Genomic DNA, 2836 nt, shown 5'->3' on the forward strand with positions numbered 1-2836 from the left:
TAGCCTCTTATGGGGTTCTTGTTCATCGGGCCGTGGTTTTGCCGCCGGCGCACCGATCCGATTCCACCTCGCGATGGACACCCTTGCCTTTGGCTAGCAGACTCGTGCTGCCTCGCCTGCACCTGCCTTTCACCACCAAGTTAACGCCCATGCCGGGCGCACACACCTTAAAAAGCAGCGGTTTAACCGCTGCTTTTTTCTTGAAAAAGCTTTTTGCTTTGTGGAGTTTCCGGGGTATCCGGGTTTTTCGGCAGGTGTACCGCATCACCGGAAATGGCCGCGCCACTGACCGTCCGACCGGACGCTTGTGCTCTACCCCCTCACCCGCCTTTGCCAGGCGGCTTGGGTGGTGGTACATAAGGCTGAAAGGTCTTATAAAGACCGGGGCGGCTCGGGATCTGCTCCAAAGGCAACGAAGGAAGTGGTGGATCCGCAACTGTAACAACTGCGGGTGCTGGTTTAACCACTTGGCTTCCTGCTTTATTGGGCTCTTGTCGGCTGATTTCCTGGCCTGTAACATTTGCTTGCTCGCGCTGGCGGAGGATCTTCATCACCAGATCGGCCAGCTGTTCCAGATCAATGGTTAAAGGCTTAGTCTCTGCGGCCGGCCCTCTAGCTGGTGCTTCCTGCTCCGTCAAACCGCCAGGCTTTTCCATACCCTGGGGTGGCACTGGTTCCTTACCTTCATTTTTCTCTGCTCCTGCCAGTCTACTTACCACAGTACGAGGTAAATCAGGCAACGACTTCGGTACAAGGGCAATCTCGGCAGTTATTTCGCCATCCACCTGCACCTCCACCCAGGCCGGATACGAAAAAATGCTCTTCCAAAAGTCTCCCAGATTAAGGCGCGCCGGCTTACCTGGCCTTGTGTGCACGCGCAGGGGGCGGCTAAAGGAAACCTGCAATTCTACATCCCCCGGTAGGGCTCCTGCCGCCCATGACCCGACAGGCTGAATTCTCTCGCAGAAAGTGCGGGGCATCACGGCAGCATGGTAGCCGGGTGTAAACTGATTTTCCTCTTTATAATGGCAAAAAAGAAACTCGTACCTGCCGAAAACGAGGATTGTGTTATCTGGCAGCAACTCGCCAAATAAAGTTACATTGGTAACCCTACAAGCAACAGGATAATGGGCCAAGGGAACGATAAAAGAATCCCAGAACTCCTTCTTTGCACTAACTAAAACTTGCTGGAACATGGTTATCCCCTCTTTTTTAAGAAAATACACGAGTTCAAAAAAGAATGCTACGTTTAAAAAAAAGGGAGGTTTCCCTCCCTTATGACTAGGTATGCTAGCGGCCACCTGCCGCCTACCGCCTAGCCTTCCCTCAGCGAGAGCGCACATTACGGGCCATCACAGGAGAAGCAGAATTCGGCTTTGAGGCATAAACTTCCAAGCACTGGCAGTGATACATGCGCTTAATAGTTTTTTCATCTACACCAAACTGCCGGTAATATTCAACAACCATGTTTGGCGGTGAAGTCATAGAACTCATCCGTTCTCTCTTGCTCTTCGCGGTGCCGTTCCTTTCACTTGCCAGGTCCAAAAATAGCCCCCCTTTAGCAATGAATAAGTTGCCTCTGCTGGATATTATATGCAACCCGAAGTGAATTGACACGGCCGACTGCTTTTGAGAGCACCGGGGGAGCGCGGGAGGAGACACCCCCTCAATTTATTAAAGGGGATACGACGAGCAATTTTGCTGCGTTAGATCTCCCTCGATCCAGTAAGCCTCCCGAGGCAAAATTGCTCGTCGCACGGACCCCCTCGCCCTGGTATTTACGTCCCTCCCCAAATGTTACATAAATGGCATGAAGAAAGAAACCTGGAAGTCAACCGGAACGGCAGTCTATACCATCAACTACCACTTCGTATGAACGAAGTACCGCCGTAAGGTATTGCTCCCACCAATAGACGAAACTCTGAAGGCAGCAATTACTGCTCTCTGTATGGAGCATGGCTACGAGTTACTGGCCCTGGAGGTCATGCCCGACCACGTTTCGGCGCATTTTGTTCCAAAAAAAGAAAAACCCCGGTTAAACCGGGTCAGCTCAAGGCTTTTTCAGCGTCTTATCATGTTCGCCGCAATTTCGCAGAATAATTGTATCACCTTTCCAGGAAAAGGTGATGCGCAGACTTATGGTAGCACTGGCTTCCCAAATATCTTTTGTCCCTTGAACACGCTTAACACGCAGGGAGGGGTGATTGATATTATCAGACATCAGCCGCAACGCTTTTTTTATGGCGCATCTTTGGTTCTCATCCAGCTTTTTATAAGCTCTCTTGAACCGTTCCGTTCGCTGAAAAATCATTTATCCAGATCCTCCAGAAGATCGTCAACATTATCAAAGGACTTAACCCTCCCAGAAGCTATGTCCTTCTCGGCCTCTTTTTCCCCGTCCTGCCATTCCCTGGTCCAGAACCATGCCTGCTCTGCTGGAATGAGCTTCATCGGTCTCAGGATAATTTTCCCGTCTTCAAGCTCTACCTGGAAAATATCGCCATCATTTAAAGGCATATGCTCTTTTAACAAGCCCAGACTGACAACACCGCGCTTCTGTACGATAACGTTACCAATTATTTGACCCACAAAAACCGCTCCTTTACAACTGCTGTAATACAGTTTATCTATGCTGTAATACAGTTTACCTACCAAACTGCTTTGCAGTAATTATATCAACGACCAAAAATTATTGCAAGTGGAAAACACCTTCTTTCTCCTGAACTTTAACACCCAATCCCAATCGAGTAGGAGGAGGCGGCTAGCCCCCGTCCTCTCACACCACCGGACATGCGGGTCCGCATCCGGCGGTTCACCAAGCTTGACGAAGATAAGA

Annotated in this window: 4 protein-coding genes and 1 pseudogene; 1 reads left to right on the top strand and 4 read right to left on the bottom strand. The window is 50.2% G+C overall.

The features are described from left to right. Positions 1-320: 320 nt before the first annotated feature. Positions 321-1301 carry a hypothetical protein gene (locus tag BR83_RS0113950; RefSeq protein ID WP_027357570.1) on the bottom strand — a complete coding sequence of 327 codons (981 nt, stop codon included), beginning with the start codon at positions 1299-1301 and terminating at the stop codon, positions 321-323. A gap of 25 nt (positions 1302-1326) precedes the next feature. Continuing rightward, complete coding sequence (locus BR83_RS17245; protein WP_157833035.1) at positions 1327-1545, bottom strand: hypothetical protein; 219 nt, start codon at positions 1543-1545, stop codon at positions 1327-1329. A 265-nt stretch (positions 1546-1810) separates the two neighbouring features. On the opposite strand from BR83_RS17245, the pseudogene BR83_RS17925 reads away from it, so the two are divergent. Next, positions 1811-1999 (top strand): annotated as a pseudogene (locus BR83_RS17925) (transposase); the annotation flags it as partial. A 51-nt stretch (positions 2000-2050) separates the two neighbouring features. Here BR83_RS17925 and BR83_RS0113955 read toward each other — a convergent pair. After that, positions 2051-2311, bottom strand: coding sequence for a type II toxin-antitoxin system RelE/ParE family toxin (locus BR83_RS0113955; RefSeq protein WP_027357571.1), 261 nt, complete (start codon positions 2309-2311; stop codon positions 2051-2053). Further along, the gene (locus BR83_RS0113960) at positions 2308-2589 is read right to left on the bottom strand and encodes a hypothetical protein (RefSeq protein WP_027357572.1); all 282 of its coding nucleotides are present in this window, start codon (positions 2587-2589) and stop codon (positions 2308-2310) included. The genes BR83_RS0113955 and BR83_RS0113960 overlap by 4 nt, the downstream gene beginning before the upstream one ends. Positions 2590-2836 lie beyond the last annotated feature (247 nt).

This window comes from Desulfofundulus thermocisternus DSM 10259 (assembly GCF_000686645.1).
In the GTDB taxonomy this organism is placed as follows: Bacteria; Bacillota; Desulfotomaculia; order Desulfotomaculales; family Desulfovirgulaceae; genus Desulfofundulus; species Desulfofundulus australicus.